Consider the following 17460-nt stretch of genomic DNA (forward strand, 5'->3'; position numbering starts at 1 on the left):
TATTTCTCCACCAACCGGAGAAATCGGGGCATTAACTATAGAAAGTATTGTTAATGCTCCACCAACCGGGGAAATCGGGGCATTAACTATAGAAATTATGGTTAATGCTCCACCAACCAGAGAAATCAGAGCATTAACTATAGAAAGTATGGTTAATGCTCCACCAACCGGGGAAATCGGGGCATTAACTATAGAAAGTATGGTTAATGCTCCACCAACCGGGGAAATCGGAGTATTAACTATAGAAAGTATGGTTAATGCTCCACCAGCCGGCGAAATCGGAGCATTAACTATAGAAAGTATGGTTAATGCTCCACCAACCGGGAAAATCGGGGCATTAACTATAGAAAGTATGGTTAATGCTCCACCAACTGGCGAAATCGGAGCATTAACTATAGAAAGTATGGTTAATGCTCGACCAACTGGCGAAATCGGAGCATTAACTATAGAAAGTATGGTTAATGCTCCACCAACCGGAGAAATCGGAGCATTAGCTATAGAAAGTATGGTTAATGTCCCACCAACCGGAGAAATCGGAGCATTAACTATAGAAAGTATGGTTAATGCTCCACCAACCGGAGAAATCGGAGAGTTAACTATAGAAAGTATGGTTAATGCTCCACTTGACGCCAGAACTGGAGCAATGGCTAGGTGTTTAACAGGTTGAAGATTGTAGGAAGATCTTTACTAAGATAAGGTTTTGAATTTATTTACCTGCTATAAAAGTTAAGTTCATAATAAATGCAACTATTTTACAATTTTACCTGTCTTATATAGTGTGAATCTTAATTTTCCACCAATAGTTTTTGGGTAATTAGCGAGTAGTACCAGTTTTACAACGGGTCGAACTGAGAAGGGGAATGTGTTTGTTATGGCGAATATTATTCGAAAAAAGTTTGTACTTGTTTTTTTGCTTTTCGTCTTGGTCGCCACAACGCTCTATTTCTATGATGATAAACCTCAATCAACTCAGAATGAAAATGTTGCGAATATCAATGCACCTTCGGATGATTTTACGAAAAGGGTAGGAAATATTCACGGACTATTAGAGGTATTACCATTTAATGAAATGGTTAAAAAATCGGATAAAATTGTTAAAGTGAAAATCAATAGCAAATTAAAGGAAATCAATGAGCCCTCTGCAAAGACAATATTCGAAGCTGAGGTGATTAATGATATCTACTCAAAAGACAATGATGGAATTAGAAAAATAAATATAATGCAGGCTGGAAATAGTCAGTGGTCGTTCAATAACAATCCGTTATTTGCCCCTGGAGATGTTTATGTTTTATTTCTCAAAAAAACAGTCAAATTCGATCTAGAAAATACTTACTGGCTCATCGGTGAGGAAACAAGTGTTTTTGAACAGGTAGATTCGAATACGCTAATTAAATGGTCTCACCCAGAACCGGAACTAGGGTCGATTTCAGATCAGAAATTAATAGACAAATGGGTAGAAAAAGATGAGAGATTCAATAAAGATATTCAGACTGTAACTGAGTCCGATTTATTAGAGATAACCAACAAGATATTAGGACAGGAGGAGAAAAAATGAAAACAACACTAAATGTAATTAAATTATTAATCATGACGGTAATAATAAAAAGGTCAGCCAAAACCTCTGGCTGACCTAGCTTCCTATTTCGGCTCCTCGCGGAACTGGCTCAGAAATTGCTTAGGAATGTCTGTCTCGAAACGCATTACCTGACCCGATGTTGGGTGCTCGAAGGCGAGAACACGGGCATGAAGGCCCAGCCTAGAGAATGGCTTTGTTTTGGAGCCGTATTTCTTATCACTAGCGATCGGATGCCCTAAATCCTGCATGTGGACGCGGATTTGGTTTTTACGGCCGGTTTCCAGATGAACCTCTAGCAGAGAGTAGTTACGGTTGGCCTGAATAACCTTGTAGTGGGTAACTGCATGCTGGCCATCATTCGGTGTAAAGCTGGAGTACATTTTTAGCGTTGACGTTTCTTTAAGCCAGGAAGAAATCGTGCCTTGCGTTTTCTTGACCATTCCTTCAACGAGCGCGACATACATGCGTTCCTTCACGATATCCTTCCAGCCATCCTGCATCTTCTGCTGGACTCTTTCACTTTTGGCGAAAATCATGACACCAGACGTATCCCGATCTAGACGATGCAACACGAATATGCGATTTTTAGGATCATGCAGTCGAACATGGGCCGTTAGCTGGCGGTAAGCAGTCAGCTCGGTTTCTTTTTCAGTTGCAATAGACAGCAGCCCAGTATCCTTATTAATAACGATGAGATCATCGTCCTCGAACAAAATCTTAAGGCCAACTAGCACTGGAGCTACTGTTGTCCGGTCTTTGCGAATAGTAACGATCTGTCCTGGCTTGAGTGGGTGATTGTATAGCTTCTCCACCCGATCATCGACTGACACCTGACCATGGGCAAGCAAGGATTTAATGGAGTTCCGTCCTTGAGGCGAGAGCTTGTCTAGTAAGAACAGTAACAGTTCTCCGCCCTCAGTAACCTTGAATTGCTTCGGTGGTGTTTGATTCCGGTTAAAAGTCCCGCCTTGGGGACGTTTTGTTTTATTGTTGCTTCTCATTAGTGTATATGTTCCTTTCGCTTGCGTACGCAGTTGTTTAAATTATAACCTATTTATTCGTGTTGAAGTAAATTTCTCCAACCTTATTGACGCAAATAGATGAGCAGTGTATAGTGTGTATATGGATATACACACATGAACAGTGTGCACAGGAGGAAGTTGTTATGACCCAGCGGCAAGCTCTTAAATACATTGGTGTCTATCTATGGAAACGTGAGCGCCTCGGATTTCTTTTTACATTCATTTTCGCGATTTATCTGGGTTCGATTAATAGTGCTAGTATAAATGGCTCCTTGGGAGATGAAGAGATCCCCAAAGTTCTCAACGCTTTAATGGATTGGTTGTACTTAACGATGTTCCCTATATTTGGATTGGCGATGAATAAATCAATCTTAGCCATGTGGCGCGATGATCACTATTCTAAACGGCTTGCCCAATTACGTACAATGCCAATCCCCCTTGCTTCGATTGTACAGGCAAGATTTTTACAGACAGCATTTACAATGCCAGTTATCGGTACTGTCTTTATTATCACGCAATACCTTCTATCACCTAACCTTAGGGATGCAGTTTCTCCAATGCAATTGCTGGTGGTCGACATAATCTGGATAGCTTATTCCTTAATTATTAACGCTTTGTATATATGGTTTGAATTAGGCTTTAAGGGTAAAAGGTATGTTCAGTTTTATTTAGGATTCATGTTATTCATGGCCATTATATGCGCGATTCTTACCCTACAAGGCGTCTATTTAGTTCATGAGGTGCTTTGGATTGTTTTAGAAGGCTACAGTGCAGTTGCGATTGCTTTGTTAGTAATAGTGGCGATTGTGGTGATCTGGATGTGCTATCGAGCAACGATTAGTCGTGTAAGAACAAGATCAATGACTTTCTAGTACGATCAGAAAGTATAAATTTCAATGTCTTTAGCCTCATCTGATCTCTCGATACAAACGTTTACGACCGTCCCAAGGACGGCGAAGCCGTTTTACTTGTTGTAATAAGGAATACTGAAGAATCGAGGTGAGCTTGTGTGGCTGCCGATACGAATAGACGAACAACGGCCTGAGCCGCTCTACCATCAGATAGAAGTGCAGCTTCGCGGGCTCATACTCGGCGGACAGCTTGAGGAAGGAACGTTGCTTCCCTCGCTTCGCGAGCTGGCTATATCGCTCAAGTGCAGTGCTATTACGGTTCGAAGAGTTTATCAGGATTTGGAAAATGAAGGGTTGATCCGAACACGCCAAGGCACGGGAACCTTCGTTGCTGGTGTAGCGACGATTGCAAAGGATGAGCATCGCTTGGAGCGTGCGACTGAGGAGCTTGAACGAGCGGTTGACGCAGCTTTGCAGCTGCATTGTAAGATCGAGGAGCTTGAGGATATTTTTCAGACCATTATTCAGAGAAAAGCAGCTGAAAGGAAGGGGGATATCACATGACGGTAACTGATACGGAAATCGCAATTTCGTTGCAAGGGATTAAGCTTCAACATGATAAATTCGTTCTAGGGCCTCTGCAATGTGAAATCCCTCGCGGAATGGTTACAGCTATCGTGGGTCCTAATGGATCTGGGAAGAGCACCCTGTTCAGAATGCTGCTAGGATTGGAGCCGATCCAAGAGGGAACGGCAGAAGTATTAGGAGTACATCTGAATAGTAATCAAGACGATAGTTATAAATCAAAAATAGGCTTCTTGGCCGAAGGTCCAAATAGTAATGACAATAATCGTAGTGCCGATGAGATAGCCCAATTCGTTTCTTATTGGTATCCCGGTTGGGACTTTGAGCGTTACCGCAAGCTGCTGCGTCATTTTGACGTAGATGGCAGTGTTAAATTTTCTAAGCTATCCAAAGGGATGCGCCGTAAGGCGGAGCTTTCCATCACGTTAGCGCATGAACCGGAATTGCTTTTGTTGGATGAACCCTCATCAGGGCTTGATCCTTTTGCTTGGAAAAAGTTACTTGAAGAGCTGCAACGCTATATGGAGCAGGGAAATCGAACATTGATTCTCGCTACTCATGTTATGGACGAAATTCGGCGATTGGCTGATTACATCCTGTTCCTCTATCGTGGTCGAGTTCTTGGTTTATACGAGAAGGATCGTTTAGTGGACGATTGGCGAACGATAGTCATTCAGCAGCCTGCTGCGAATTCTGGTCTTGAGCTGCTGCAGCGGACACCTGGTCTGCAGGGCTTGACTGAAGCGGGTCCTGGCGTATACCGACTTGAGGTTAATGAACCCGAGCAAGGAGAAGCATATTGTCGTTCTTGTGGGCTTCAGGTGCTGGCTGTCCAGCGTATGGAGCTAGAAGATATATTGAGCTGTTTAATTCGGAAGGAGGAAGCTAGAAGATGAATTCTCTTAAAGTAGACCACATTATTAAAAATTATGGTGAAAAAACGGCAGTAAACAGCCTTAGCTTCGACGTTTCGGAGGGTGAGATTTACGGATTGCTGGGAGCTAATGGTGCCGGCAAAACGACGACAATGCGTATGATATTGGGACTTATTTATCCGGATAAGGGTGATATTCGCTACCTTGGTAAGCCTTACAGTCATGAGCAGCTCAGTATGCTAGGTTATTTGCCCGAGGAAAGAGGCATGTATCCCAAGATTAAAGTGAGTGACCAGATCATCTATCTAGCCCAGCTGCGCGGGATGTCTCGCAAGGACGCCGACCGGAATTTAAAGGTATGGCTGGATAAGTTCCAAGTACCCGAATATTACAACAAGAAGGTTGAAGAGCTTTCTAAAGGGAATCAACAGAAAATCCAGTTTATCGCAGCCGTTATTCATAACCCACGTATTTTGATTCTTGATGAAGCGTTCAGCGGACTAGATCCGGTTAACGTGGAATTGCTGAAATCGACAGTTAAAGAGCTTCGCGATGGGGGCACTAGCATTGTGTTCTCCACTCATCGTATGGAGCACGTTGAAGAGCTTTGCCGCAATATAACAATCATGCATAAGTCTAATCCGGTGCTGCAAGGACCGATAAAGGATATTAAGAAGAAATTCCCGCAGGAGAGAGTTGTCGTTGCGGCGGATGGAGCTATTGCGGGATTGGAATCGTTAGCAGGAGTAAGACAGGTCATTCGGCATGAGCATGGTGGTTACGAGCTGAAGGTTAGCACACCGGAAGCGGGTCAACTGATCCTTCAGCATGCTTTATCACAAGGACCGATTACTCGATTCGAAGTAATGGAACCGACATTGAACGAAATCTTCATTAAGACGGTAGGTGAGAGCAATGAATAATAGCTTATGGACAGTAATGGCGTTTACAATACGCAACAAGATTCGCAGCAAATCCTTCATCATTATGACGGTTGTTTTAGCGATATTACTTATCGTGGTTGGAAATCTTCCCTACTTAATCGAAAAGCTTGGCGGCAGTGACAAGGCGACTCGTGTTGGTTACGCTGAAGGCCAGCAGCCGGAAATCGTGCAAGGGATCAAGGACTACTATAAGCTACTTCCTGAACCAGCAGTTGAGCTCGTGTCCATTGATTCAAGTGAGCAATTAAAGGCAGCTTTGGAAAAAGGGGATATTGGAGGCTTTCTCACCTTCACAGACGACTCAGCGAAAGGGTTCCCTAAAGTCACCTACAATGCGAAGAGCGCCTTCTCAGGAGGAACCTCATCCTCTTTAACTGCAGCACTTCAGTCTGTGAAGATAGATAAAATTATTAAGGATGCCGGAATGTCCGATGAACAGAAGAGGCAGCTTTCGGAGCCGATATTGCTCGATACTCAGAAGGTCAGCTTTTCGAATGAGAAGGGCAAAACAGAGGAAGAGCAAGGAATGGCTATCGGTCTGACTTATGCAATGATTATTCTACTGTTCATGGCTGTTATGATTAGCGGACAATTGATCGCTACCGAGATCACGGCCGAGAAAAGCTCTCGTGTCATGGAAATCATCGTGACGAGCGTATCTCCACTTAAGCAGATGTGGGGTAAAATAATCGGTACATTCGTTGTAGCCATCGTCCAGATTGTTGTTCTTGTTGGAGCACTCGTTGTTAATTTATTGTCGCCTCAGAATTCGGAGCCCTTAAGCAAGCTTGGTATTGATTTGAAATCTGTTGCTCCCGAACTTCTTATCTATGCGATATTATTCTATCTAGCAGGATTCTTCCTATACGCAACATTATTCGCAGCAGTTGGTTCCATCGTTAGCCGTACAGAGGATCTCGGTCAAGCTTTACTACCGGTTACAATGCTTACTCTTGTCGGTTTCTATATTGCGATGTTCGGACTCAACCAACCTGACCATATTTTAATTCAAGTGTGCCAATATATTCCGTTCTTCTCTCCATTCCTTATGTTCTTGAGAATCGGATTGGCTGAACCGGCATGGTGGGAAATTGTAATCTCCATCGGTATCCTGTTCGCTTCTATCATCGGAATCGGCTGGCTCTCCGCCAAAATCTATCGCGTAGGCGTACTCATGTACGGCAAACGCCCATCTGTTAAAGAAATTATTAAAGCTATGCGAGCTTATAAGGTTTAGAAAAAAGGTCAACTCTTGTGGGTAATGTCTATAAACGAGTTATTAAGACTTGAGATTTTTATATCATCTACCTGTGACAAACATAATGAACCAGTAGGATCAAAGCTCTTGATCTTACTGGTTTTTTTATTTTGACTGTAAAATACAGAGGTAACATAAAAGGATCTGAAGAATGAAAAAATCAAGTATATCAAAATATAGTTAAAGGAAGGAAATATTTTTTGAATTAGAATCAAGAAAGAAGCTTAATATTCGATATAGCAATCGACCATAAGAATGACTATTAAATTATTAATTATGATACTTAACGACTATTACCGAAAGTTAATGACATACAAAATCTGGTACAATATTACTAAAGTCGAGTCGTACTTGGGGGTTTTTTAGTTGAAAGTAGTTATGCCTACAGAAGCTCAGATGCAAGCACTATTATCGGGTAAATCTTCGAGCATGAACGTCAGATTGGAACTTCAGTCTCAGGAAATTCGTCTCCAAAAAGGATTTGATCGTTTAGTATGTCTTTCGGAAATAGAAATAGAACCACGCCCATGGCAAACTGATGCAGCATTGAAAGTATTGCGTGATATGCAAGGGAGCGCGATATTAGCTGACGAGGTCGGTCTAGGAAAAACAATAGAAGCAGGATTAATTATAAAAGAACTTTACACTAGAGGGCTCATTAAGTCCGTATTAATACTTGTACCTGCCCCACTTGTGGAACAATGGAAAGAAGAATTAAATGAGAAATTTAATATTGAACTTAAAGACAGCAGAGAGTTAGGATGGGAGACATCTAACTTTATTATTACATCCATTCCTGGGCTTGTGCGTTCTGAGGAAAGAAAACGAAAAATCAGTGAACGTACTTTTGATCTCCTTGTTGTGGATGAAGCACACTGTCTTAAAAATCACACTACAGCTACATACAAGTTCATTTATAGCATAAGTAAGATAAACACCTTGCTCATGTCTGCTACACCTATCCAAAACGACATTAGAGAATTATATAATCTAGTGAACATACTAAAACCAGGGTATTTAAGTAGTCGAAAATTATTTAGAGAAGAGTATATTATTAACCGTTATACACCCAAAAACATTCAAAACCTAAAAGAACTTCTTAATAATGTAATGATTAGAAATCGAAGAGCTAATACATTAGTGGAGTTACCAAGACGACATGTTTATAGCATGGAGATCGAGCTGTCTGATATCGAAAGAGAGTTTCATAATCAGGTGATAGATTTCTGTAGAAATATTTATCGTAAGTACGTCGATGGTCAAATTCCTATTGGCTGGGATAAAACGGAAATCAATTTAATTGTTCTCATTCTAATGATGCTTCTAAAGCAAAATTGCAGCAGCCCACAATCAACTTTGAGGACCCTTAAGAATCGAATGCTTCCGCGGTTATCAGGACTAGATGATCAGAAAATATGTGAAGATCTTATTGGTTTCGGTGAAAGTATCAGTGTTCCTACAAAAACATTAGAACTATTGAAAATTATAAAAGCCAATAACAATCAGGTCATCGTATATTCTGAATATCTTCCAACCATCGAAATGTTAAAGTCTGTGTTTACTGAGCAAGGTGTGACATTTACAACTTATCAGGGAGGTCTCTCCTCGAGTGAAAAGCAAATGGCTATTGAACGATTTCGTAATGGAGAATGCCAGGTTTTTATATCAACAGAATCAGGTGGACAAGGTCTCAATCTACAATTCTGTCATCGATTGATCAATTATGACCTTCCGTGGAACCCGATGAGAATCGAACAACGGATTGGAAGAGTGCATCGCTTTGGACAAGTAAATGATGTTGAGATATTTACGATGCCAACTAAAGGAACAATTGATGAGTACCTACTGTATATTCTAACCTCGAAAGTTAATTTATTCGAAATTGTCATTGGGGAGCTAGATACGATCCTCTCCTATATGAAAGTTGAAGACGATTCACTCGAAGTTAGAATAGGCAAGATCATTTTAGAATCTGCCAATGCATCCGAAATTGAACATAAACTAAGAGCGATCGGTGAAGATATGCTTAAAGCCAAACAAGAGTTGGAAGGGGATATTGATCAGACAACAAAAATATTAGATCATATCGGAGTAGGTGCCTAAATTGGAATTTTTCAAACTTGAAGATTATATAAAAGAAAGTTGTTTATTTTTGGGAATTGATGTAGTAACGATTTCCGAGCATCTGATGCATATTATGATCCCTCAACATCTTAAGAATGAGTTCTCAGGTGTTGGAGAATATCAGATAAGTTTTATTCAGACGGCAAACCCAAAGCAAACATATATTACGTTCGAATCGTTCTTCACACAGAGGTTAGCCAAATTAGTTGCTGAGCAAAATCATGGGGTAGGGCATCTGCTATTGCAGCACTCAAATGAGCGATTAGTAGATGAAATTACAACAAAATTCCCAAACTGTAAACTTGATTTAATAAATGAGGACAGTATCAAGTCGGACAAGCTGTATGTTTGGTGTAAAACAACAGTACAAGGACAATTAATAGAGGAGTACCTTAAAGGATTTCAGGTTGATATCGAGACAGGAGCAGTAATCCCTCTACTTGAAAGTTTGGAACAGATTTTACTTGAAGGTACAACTGCTCCGGTAGAAGGACTCACAAGAGAAAAACTAGATTTAGCTCTTACTAATGCATTGAATGAGGCTTCTAAAGACGCTGATCAGTTTGTTGATAAAATTAAAAAACAAACAAATAACCAACTACTAAATGAGATAAACCGGATAAATGACTATTACGATACCCTCATTGCAGATAACCAAGTTGGGGAAACATCAAAAGGAAATGAGCCCAAGACGGAAATTGATTTACTACTTAAAGAGCGTGTAGCACTAATTCATCAGCAAGAAATAAAATTCTCGATGTCAGATAGCGAAGTAATGATTGAACCTGTAGCTATATTGGTGGTAAGAAATATTGTTGAGCATGCGACTGTACGAATCAATAGCAAGGCTGGGTATACTCTTCTCAAAATTCAAGGCGATAAACCAATAAACGTTCAATGTCCAATTAGTGGTTCTACAGAAGGCCCGTTTACAATCTCTAGTGATCATGTTTTAGTTACAGAAACACATACGTTTGTATGTACGACATGCAAAAAGCTTTTTGATGATCGAAAGTTGAATAAATGCAAGGTTTGTACGGATCCCATTTGTCTTTCGTGTATGACGCTATCAAGTGTAACCAAGTTGCCATTATGTAACTCACATTATATCAATTGCAACATCTGCTTACAGGCTTGTGCTGAAGAAGACCAGCATCTTTGCACTAATTGTAACCAATTCTATTGTCGTAATTGCAATCCAGATAACCTTTGTCCTCTCTGTAAGTCCATAGCTCCTATAAGCGTAATAACACCTATAATTCAACGAGTATTAAAGGCTATTCCAACTCCAATTAAGTCAAAGAGATTCGAGTATGCTGAGAAGGGAAACCGGATTGTCCTACTGGGAAAAGGTCTTTTATTTAAAGAGTTTTTAGTCATTTATGATAAAAAAGAACATTGTATTGTGGAGATTCAAGAATTTGGAATGTTTAATAAGAAGAAATAGAGGTAGTCTAGTACTAACCTGTGAACAGATTTATGTTCAATAATACCCTAAAAGAGCTGTCCCATAAGTGAATTTTAAGATCACTTCAGGAATAGTTCACTTTGAAACGAAAAGGTGTTGGTACAAGAGGTTATTCCTGTGCCAACACCTTTCGTTTTTGATCAACTGCTGCTTGCTTGAGCAGATTATGCGTAAGCGAAAGCCAACCCACCTTTAGGCTTACCTTTGGTCCATGGTAATTAAATGTATAAAGAAACCTTGTCTCTTAAATGGTTAATCGACACTTCCATTTGACTAAAGGGAGGTTTCTTTTTGTATTCTTACTTACCGTAATCGATGATAAAAAGAGGGGAAGTATCTCCTGTAGGAGCGAAGCGTTTGTCTTTGAGATCGTGAAATCTCCTTGTTACGAGTTTACCCATTCAGATTTCACGATCTCAATCAACAACCGGAAGGAGAAACTTCCCCGCAAAAACTATAATCGATAGAAATCTCAACCCCAATCTAAATAGCTTTTTCCAACAAGAAACTGTAAAACCTCATTGGTAAGATTTGCAACATAAGTTAAGATGAAATCACAACTTAAAATGCCAGAGGTCTGGAAATATATAGTTGGGGGGATGAACATGTATAAGTTGTTGTTCGTAGATGACGAGGTCCTCGTAAGAGAAGCCATAAGATATCAAATGAACTGGGCGGAATATGGCTTCGAGTGCATAGGTGTCAGTCAGGACGGCATCGAGGCTTTAGAATTTGTTGAGAATAATAGACCCGACGTCGTGCTAACCGATATCGGCATGCCATTTATGGATGGATTAGAATTAACGAGAGAGCTAGCTGAGAGGTACCCCTCAATTAAAGTTATTATTTTAACAGGATATGACGATTTCGAATACGCACAGCAAGCGATCAAGCTGAATGCAGTTGATTATATTCTAAAGCCGGTTACACCTGAAGAAATAGGTGGAGTTCTAGGCAAGCTGAAGAGTGAACTCGACCTATCAATGAGAGAGAGACAAGATTATGAGCATTTGAAGCGTCATTTAACGGAAAGCTGGCCACTCTTAAGAGAACGGTTTTTAGAGCGGATGATGACGTCCCAAATGTCGGAAAAGGAGAAGGGCGAAGGCTGGGACTATTTCCAAATGAATTGGAAAGGCTCACATGTGGTAGAACTGGTCATGGTTGTGGAGGATTTTCTGTGGAGTCAACCAGTAACGACCTCTGACCAACAGCTCATCTGGTTTGCCGTCTATAATGTAACACAGGAAATCGTGAGCAAGCACACCGGGGCGGTTGTGTTTCGTGATCGAGACAACCGTGTATTAACGCTGTTATCCCATGCTGACCCTATCGAGTTACAAGAGGAAGCGTTACGTCTAGCTGAAGAAATTCACCAGGTCGTTACCTCGATCCTTCCAGCAAAGGTTTCAATCGGAATCGGAGATGTGGCCGAGCTGGGAAGCAACGTCTCGAACGCTCATCAAACCGCATTATGGGCGCTCGAATATCGTTTCGTCATTGGGCCGAATTCGATCATACGTTTATCCGATATGGTGCAACGGCACCGTCATGAAGTGTTTCCCATCATAACATGGGAGAGTGAATTGATTACAAAGCTGAAGACCGGAACGAAGGAAGAGATGGAGGTATGGGTTACCCGACTTTTTGCTGCTCTTCGCGATCAATTGTATCCTGGAGATGTTTGTCATATCTACCTTCAAAGGCTCGTTCTCACTCTCATGCACACGCTCTATGAAGTGAATAATAATCATGTACAATCTCCGCAGCATGCAGAAAATCCAATACAAAAAATCGCGAAATTTTCGACGCTGCTTGATACGGAGGAGTGGATGAGAAACCTTTGCGTAGAAGCCTTGTTGGAAATAAAGAGCATGAGGCAAGATTATAACCTGCTACAAATCGCTAAAGCTATCGCATTTTTTAAAGCAAATTTTAATGATCCGGAATTGTCTATTAAATCGGTAAGCAGTCATATATCGATGAGCACAAGCTACTTCAGTATGCTATTCAAGCAAAATAAAGGAAAAACCTTTATTGAATTTGTAACTCATGAGCGGATGGAGAAGGCCAAAGAGCTGCTAAATCTTACTTCGATGAAAAGCTATGAAATTGCTTACGAGGTTGGTTATAGTGATCCTCATTATTTCAGTGGAGCCTTCAAAAAGCATACAGGGGACTCTCCAACGGATTACCGTCTTAAAATGACAACAGAGAAAGCGTGATAAGGTTGAATCTATTTAATAGATTTCGAAGCTTTCGTACGAATATCGTGCTTGCTTTCGTTTTGGTTATACTGATGACGATTTTTATTATGATCGTGACCTCTTATTATTTGTCTAGAGGGTCAGTCAAGGCCAACGCGCAGGAGTATACGTTAGAGCTGGTCAAACAAGTTAATCAAAACATAAAATCATACGTCAACGGGATGAAATACATGTCGGATCTCGTGGCTAACAATCGCAGTGTTCAGCAGTATTTATCTACAGAAACCTTTGAAAGCTTGGGAGAAGAGAAGAAACAGAAGGAAACGATATCCAACTTTCTCGAGTCTATGTACATGTCGCGTTCAGACATTGCATCTATCAATGTTTTCGGCAATGATGATAGATTTATTTCGGGAAGAAAGGATTTCGAGCTAAATCCGTTTATGGATATAAAAAGCATGAAATGGTATCAGGATGCTATCACTGCAAATGGGGCAGATGTGGTATCCTCTTCGCATGTACAGCCCATCATTAAAGGACATTATCCATGGGTCGTATCGCTTAGCCGCGAACTCATCAGCCGTGATGGAACACAGAAGCTAGGCGTTTTCTTAGTCGACTTAAACTTCAATGTTTTGAGCGATATGCTGAAGGATATTAAATTAGGTGTCAGAGGATATGTGTTTATTATCGATAGTGAAGGGAAAATTGTCTATCACCCTCAGCAGCAGCTCATCTACAGTGATCTCAAAACAGAATTAATCGACAAAGTGCTCACCAACCAAAGTGACTCTTTTACGAGCAAAGAAGGCAGTAATAGCCGAATTTATTCTATACAGGACTCGGATTTTGGATGGAAAATTGTTGGCGTATCTTACGTGAACGAATTAGTCGCAAACCAGAAGAATACTCTCTTATCTTTTATCCTTTTGGGGCTTATATGTATAGTCATTGCAGTTATGGTTTCGGTATTTTTGACGCAGCGGATTAGTCAGCCCATTAAAATACTAGAAAATCATATGAAAGAAGTGGAGAAGGGCAATTTCGATATTCACGTGCCAGTATCGAGAACGATTGAACTCGGTAGGCTAGCAAGAACGTTTAATATAATGGTTAGTAAAATCAAAGAATTGATGACACAGGCAATTGCCGATCAGGAACAGAAACGGGTCAGTGAAATCAAAGCGTTGCAAGCACAAATCAATCCGCACTTTCTTTACAACACGCTTGACTCCATCATTTGGATGGCTCAAAGTAACAAAGTGAAAGAAATTACGATCATGACGTCAGCTCTGTCTAAGTTATTTCGTTCATCGATTAGTAAAGGTGAGGAACTAGTTCCAATCAGCACAGAAGTGGAGCACATTACTAACTATTTGAAAATTCAACAGATGCGTTATAGTGATAAGCTGGATTATTTAATTGAAATAAGTGACTCTCTACAGGATTACTTGTCGATAAAGCTAATTCTTCAGCCGATAGTCGAAAATGCGATTTATCATGGTATCAAGAAGAAGCGTGGCTCTGGCTGGATCAAGATTAGGTCGGAGGAAACGGAATCCGATATTTTACTAATCGTAGAAGACAACGGAATCGGCATGACTAATGAAAAATGTAAATCGTGCTTGTATCCCACGACGAAGCATACAGGCAGTCGCGGCGTAGGAATACGGAATGTACACGAGCGGCTTCAACTCTATTTCGGTACACAGTATGGACTTAGCTACACAAGTGAGATAGGAGTCGGGACCGTTGTTACGATTCGTTTTCCTAAGGTTCTGTAGCACAATACTAATGAGGTGAAGAACGATGCGGTGGACTTTCAGGCGCTTCATCTGGATATTAGTTGCGGCGCTGATGCTTGTGGCTATCATGAGCTTCTGGTTTACTCGGAACGCGAAGGATGACATGATAGAAATACGGGTCATCATCAAATCTACCGACGACTCTATCGAGTTCTGGCAAGTCATGAAGGACGGAATCAATATAGCGGCAAAAGAGTTCGGTGCTAACGTTATTGTAAGAGGCGCCAAAACAGAGTCAGACATCGATGAGCAAATCGCACTTGTTGAAGAAGCAATTGCAGAACAGCCGGACGCTATTATACTGGCTGCGAATGATTACGATCGGCTCGTTTCCGTATCGGAGAAGGTAATAAAGAGTGGAATCAAGCTATTTATTGTAGATTCGGGTATTAAAGCAGACATTGCAGAGAGCACGATCGCGACGGATAATTATAAGGCAGGAGTAAAAGCGGGAATGGAAATGAGAAAGCAGCTTGGAAACCGCCCCGCTCAAGTAGCGATTATTAAATACGTTCTTGCGTCAGCTTCTGTGAGCGATCGGGAGGACGGCGTGCGCGAGGTGCTTGGTCAAGACTCGAACATCGAAATATTCGATACCTACTACGCAAGAGGGCTTGAAGAGAATGCCTACGAACAGATGAAACTAATTATGAGTGAGCATCCTGATGTCGATGGTATCATCTGCCTGAACGAAATGGTGAGCGTAGGAGGAGGGCGAGCATTCCGGGAGTTGAACCTTAAGGATAAGGTTGTCATGATCGGATTTGACAGCCCAATTCCAGTAATCAATCTTCTGGAAGAAGATGTCATTAGGGCAACTATCGTTCAAAAGCCATTCCAGATGGGGTATTTGAGTATAAAAACAGCTGTCGATGCCATTCATGGGAAAAAGGTGCCGAAGACGATCGATACTGGCTCAGTCGTTATTACGAAACAAAACATGTACGAGGAAAAAAACCAAAAACTCTTGTTCCCATTTTACGGTAAGTAATAAACAACGGCATTCTTGGACGAGCAAATAAAGTCCTAGGCTGCCGTTTTTTATTAGGTCATCGCTAGGTATTCCGATCATATTTCTGTACTTATAACCGGGTTTTGTTCCGGTTATTTTGTTTTTTATTGGTGTTTTTTCGACTATTGCAATAGAAAATCACATGTAAGCCTAAAAACAAAGTGTGTATAGTTAAAATCATCGACAGGATACAGAAGATGGGAAGTGATAGAGCGATGCGCGAGCATGTCGTTGTCATGAAGGGGATAGAAAAGCATTTTTCCGGCGTGCATGCCCTTAATAATTGTCAATTCGATCTGCTGCCTGGTGAAGTTCATGCACTTGTGGGTGAGAATGGAGCCGGCAAATCGACGATGATGAAGATTTTGACGGGAGTGTATCAGAAGGACGGGGGCGAGATTATTCTGCGAGGGAAATCCGTCCAGCTTCCAGATACGAAAGCATCCCAAAAATTAGGAATTAGTATGATTCATCAGGAATTGAACCTGGCTCCCGATCTAACGGTTGCACAAAATATTTTTATTGGTCGCGAACCCCGGAAAGCAATCCGGATATTTCTGGATGATAAAGAGATGAATAAGCAAGCTGCTGTTCTTCTACGGCAGATGAATCTGGACATTGAGCCCACAACGCTTGTGTCGGAGTTAACCGTAGCCAAACAACAGATGGTCGAAATTGTAAAAGCGATTTCTTATGATTCGCAGGTGCTCATTATGGATGAGCCAACGGCTGCGCTAAGTGATTCGGAAATCGAAGAGTTGTTTACGGCAATCACAAAGCTTCGTTCGCAAGGTGTAGGAATCGTTTATATCTCTCACCGAATGGATGAACTAGAGCGGATAAGTGATCGAATTACAGTTATGCGGGATGGCAGTTATATCGATACGGTTATGACGGAAGAAACAACGATTGATCGAATTATCGCCTTGATGGTCGGTAGAGAAATTTACCATTCCACTAGTCCAGTGGATCACCGAAAGAATGTGGAGGTTGTATTGGAAGCGAAAGAAATAAATCGTGGAAGAGCGATCAAGGATGTTAGCTTCCAGCTTCGAAAAGGTGAAATATTAGGCATTGCGGGCTTGGTGGGTTCGGGGCGAACGGAAGTGGCAAGGGCATTGTTTGGCGCAGATGAAATCGATACGGGTGAAATATTCATTCATGGTAAGAAGGTCAAAATCACTAGCCCTCATCACGCAGTAGACCATGGGCTCGGGTATTTATCAGAAGATCGTAAAAGATACGGTTGCGTGCTCGATATGGATGTGAAGTCCAACGTAGCAGTTGCATCATATAAAAATTTCTCCCGATTTGGATGGATGTCAGATTCCCGAATTGCTCATAGAGCCGAAAAAATCGTTGATAGCCTTAAAGTTAAAACACCAAGCATTAGTCAACAATTACGTAATCTATCAGGTGGAAATCAGCAGAAGGTGATCATCGGTAAATGGCTGACCAAAAATTGTGATATTTTGATTTTCGATGAACCGACACGTGGCATAGATATTGGAGCGAAAAGTGAGATCTATAAGCTTTTAGACGGATTAGTTCATGAGGGGAAATCAATAATTGTCATCAGCTCGGAGCTCCCAGAAGTACTAAGAGTCAGCCACCGCATTCTAGTCATGTGTGAAGGGCGCATTACCGGGGATATCGTCAATGATGGCAACGTCTCGCAAGAAATGATCATGCATTATGCAACGCAAAGATTCGAAGCCGTTTAATTGGAGGAG

Annotated in this window: 14 protein-coding genes; 13 read left to right on the forward strand and 1 reads right to left on the reverse strand. The window is 41.2% G+C overall.

The annotated features are described in order from the left end of the window. Positions 1–97: 97 nt before the first annotated feature. The gene (locus KCTCHS21_RS04525) at positions 98–667 is read left to right on the forward strand and encodes a hypothetical protein (RefSeq protein ID WP_130605365.1); all 570 of its coding nucleotides are present in this window, start codon (positions 98–100) and stop codon (positions 665–667) included. Positions 668–871: 204 nt separating this feature from the next. Continuing rightward, positions 872–1555: a hypothetical protein gene (locus KCTCHS21_RS04530; RefSeq protein ID WP_130605367.1), complete on the forward strand. Its 684-nt coding sequence runs from the start codon at positions 872–874 to the stop codon at positions 1553–1555. 83 nt (positions 1556–1638) lie between these two features. Here KCTCHS21_RS04530 and KCTCHS21_RS04535 read toward each other — a convergent pair whose 3' ends face one another. Next, a complete protein-coding gene (locus KCTCHS21_RS04535; protein ID WP_130605369.1) occupies positions 1639–2577 on the reverse strand; it encodes an RluA family pseudouridine synthase in 939 nt (312 codons plus the stop codon). A 164-nt stretch (positions 2578–2741) separates the two neighbouring features. Here KCTCHS21_RS04535 and KCTCHS21_RS04540 point away from each other — a divergent pair, with 164 nt between their 5' ends. From KCTCHS21_RS04540 to KCTCHS21_RS04590, 11 genes are all read left to right on the forward strand, one after another. Further along, a complete protein-coding gene (locus KCTCHS21_RS04540; protein ID WP_130605371.1) occupies positions 2742–3470 on the forward strand; it encodes a hypothetical protein in 729 nt (242 codons plus the stop codon). A 135-nt stretch (positions 3471–3605) separates the two neighbouring features. Further along, complete coding sequence (locus KCTCHS21_RS04545) at positions 3606–4013, forward strand: GntR family transcriptional regulator (protein ID WP_130605373.1); 408 nt, start codon at positions 3606–3608, stop codon at positions 4011–4013. Beyond that, positions 4010–4930: an ABC transporter ATP-binding protein gene (locus KCTCHS21_RS04550; RefSeq protein WP_130605375.1), complete on the forward strand. Its 921-nt coding sequence runs from the start codon at positions 4010–4012 to the stop codon at positions 4928–4930. Before KCTCHS21_RS04545 ends, KCTCHS21_RS04550 begins: the two co-directional genes overlap by 4 nt. Continuing rightward, complete coding sequence (locus tag KCTCHS21_RS04555; RefSeq protein WP_130605377.1) at positions 4927–5832, forward strand: ABC transporter ATP-binding protein; 906 nt, start codon at positions 4927–4929, stop codon at positions 5830–5832. The genes KCTCHS21_RS04550 and KCTCHS21_RS04555 overlap by 4 nt, the downstream gene beginning before the upstream one ends. Then, a complete protein-coding gene (locus KCTCHS21_RS04560) occupies positions 5825–7090 on the forward strand; it encodes an ABC transporter permease (protein ID WP_130605379.1) in 1266 nt (421 codons plus the stop codon). Before KCTCHS21_RS04555 ends, KCTCHS21_RS04560 begins: the two co-directional genes overlap by 8 nt. Before the next feature lie 387 nt (positions 7091–7477). After that, the gene (locus KCTCHS21_RS04565) at positions 7478–9214 is read left to right on the forward strand and encodes a DEAD/DEAH box helicase (protein WP_130605381.1); all 1737 of its coding nucleotides are present in this window, start codon (positions 7478–7480) and stop codon (positions 9212–9214) included. A 1-nt stretch (position 9215) separates the two neighbouring features. After that, entirely contained in the window at positions 9216–10682 is a 1467-nt protein-coding gene (locus KCTCHS21_RS04570) for a hypothetical protein (RefSeq protein ID WP_130605383.1), read from the forward strand. Between the two features lie 626 nt (positions 10683–11308). Continuing rightward, entirely contained in the window at positions 11309–12928 is a 1620-nt protein-coding gene (locus KCTCHS21_RS04575; protein WP_162309264.1) for a response regulator, read from the forward strand. Beyond that, positions 12925–14694 (forward strand): sensor histidine kinase, encoded by a 1770-nt coding sequence (locus KCTCHS21_RS04580; RefSeq protein ID WP_232058072.1) that lies wholly within the window; start codon positions 12925–12927, stop codon positions 14692–14694. Before KCTCHS21_RS04575 ends, KCTCHS21_RS04580 begins: the two co-directional genes overlap by 4 nt. A 25-nt stretch (positions 14695–14719) precedes the next feature. After that, the gene (locus tag KCTCHS21_RS04585) at positions 14720–15706 is read left to right on the forward strand and encodes a substrate-binding domain-containing protein (protein WP_130605387.1); all 987 of its coding nucleotides are present in this window, start codon (positions 14720–14722) and stop codon (positions 15704–15706) included. 236 nt (positions 15707–15942) lie between these two features. Beyond that, positions 15943–17451: a sugar ABC transporter ATP-binding protein gene (locus KCTCHS21_RS04590; RefSeq protein ID WP_130616350.1), complete on the forward strand. Its 1509-nt coding sequence runs from the start codon at positions 15943–15945 to the stop codon at positions 17449–17451. Positions 17452–17460 lie beyond the last annotated feature (9 nt).

The sequence above is a fragment of the Cohnella abietis genome, from assembly GCF_004295585.1.
In the GTDB taxonomy this organism is placed as follows: Bacteria; Bacillota; Bacilli; order Paenibacillales; family Paenibacillaceae; genus Cohnella; species Cohnella abietis.

Excerpts from the sequence above, each read along its gene's own strand:
- KCTCHS21_RS04525 (WP_130605365.1), top strand. The coding sequence starts at position 98 with ATGGTTAATGCTCCACCAACCAGAGAAATCAGAGCATTAACTATAGAA.
- KCTCHS21_RS04530 (WP_130605367.1), top strand. The coding sequence starts at position 872 with ATGGCGAATATTATTCGAAAAAAGTTTGTACTTGTTTTTTTGCTTTTC.
- KCTCHS21_RS04535 (WP_130605369.1), bottom strand. The coding sequence starts at position 2,577 with ATGAGAAGCAACAATAAAACAAAACGTCCCCAAGGCGGGACTTTTAAC.
- KCTCHS21_RS04540 (WP_130605371.1), top strand. The coding sequence starts at position 2,742 with ATGACCCAGCGGCAAGCTCTTAAATACATTGGTGTCTATCTATGGAAA.
- KCTCHS21_RS04550 (WP_130605375.1), top strand. The coding sequence starts at position 4,010 with ATGACGGTAACTGATACGGAAATCGCAATTTCGTTGCAAGGGATTAAG.
- KCTCHS21_RS04555 (WP_130605377.1), top strand. The coding sequence starts at position 4,927 with ATGAATTCTCTTAAAGTAGACCACATTATTAAAAATTATGGTGAAAAA.
- KCTCHS21_RS04560 (WP_130605379.1), top strand. The coding sequence starts at position 5,825 with ATGAATAATAGCTTATGGACAGTAATGGCGTTTACAATACGCAACAAG.
- KCTCHS21_RS04575 (WP_162309264.1), top strand. The coding sequence starts at position 11,309 with ATGTATAAGTTGTTGTTCGTAGATGACGAGGTCCTCGTAAGAGAAGCC.
- KCTCHS21_RS04585 (WP_130605387.1), top strand. The coding sequence starts at position 14,720 with ATGCGGTGGACTTTCAGGCGCTTCATCTGGATATTAGTTGCGGCGCTG.
- KCTCHS21_RS04590 (WP_130616350.1), top strand. The coding sequence starts at position 15,943 with ATGCGCGAGCATGTCGTTGTCATGAAGGGGATAGAAAAGCATTTTTCC.